This is a genomic window from Roseateles sp. P5_B10, from assembly GCF_056400485.1.
In genome coordinates this window covers 1-870 of sequence record NZ_JBFULE010001361.1, presented here as the reverse complement: position 1 = coordinate 870, position 870 = coordinate 1, and the positions used below count along the sequence as shown (strand labels likewise).

The following is an 870-nucleotide window of genomic DNA, read 5'->3' as shown; positions in this document are numbered from 1 at the left end:
GTCATGATGAACTCGGTCGCCCCGGTCTGGGACGGCAACGAGACCTGGCTGGTGCTCGGCGGCGGCGGCCTGATGGCGGCGTTTCCGCTGGCCTATGCGGTGCTGATGCCGGCATTGTATACGCCGATGATCGTGATGCTGCTCGGCCTCGTGTTTCGCGGTGTCGCTTTCGAATTCCGCTGGCGCACCACGCGCGAGCGAAATCTCTGGGACATCGCCTTCGCCGGCGGATCGCTGATGGCCACACTGGCGCAGGGCGTGGCGCTCGGCGCTATCCTGCAAGGCATCGTCGTCAACGGCCGGCACTATGGCGGCGGCTGGTGGGACTGGCTGACACCGTTCAGTGTCCTGACCGGTCTCGCACTGATGGCCGGCTATGGCCTGCTCGGCGCCACCTGGCTGGTGCTGAAGACCGAAGGCGCACTGCGCGATCAGGCCTATCGGCTGAGCTGGTGGCTTCTATTCGCCATGCTCGCCGCCATCGGTCTCGTCAGCATCGCGACGCCATTTCTGGATGCCGAATATGCGCGGCGCTGGTTCGCCTGGCCCAACATCATCCTGACGGCGCCGGTGCCGATTGCGGTTGCTGCCATCACAGCGCTCTTGATGCGCAGCCTCGCGGCCAAACAGGATTACCGGCCGTTCTTCCTGTCGCTGGCGCTGTTCGCGCTGTCCTATGCCGGATTGGGCATCAGCATGTGGCCCTATATCGTGCCGCGCAGCATCACCATCTGGCAGGCCGCGTCACCCGACAACAGCCTGCATTTCATGAGCTACGGCGTCGCCGTGCTGGTTCCCATCATCCTCGGCTACACCGCCTGGGCCTATTACGTGTTTCGCGGCAAGGTCCGCGCCGGCGCGGGCTATCAC

General features: G+C 64.9%; 1 protein-coding gene. It reads left to right on the top strand.

Annotated elements, in window-relative coordinates:
• Positions 1-3: 3 nt before the first annotated feature.
• On the top strand, positions 4-870 hold an 867-nt coding region (gene cydB / locus AC1DU6_RS33325), incomplete at its 3' end, for a cytochrome d ubiquinol oxidase subunit II (RefSeq protein WP_477862614.1).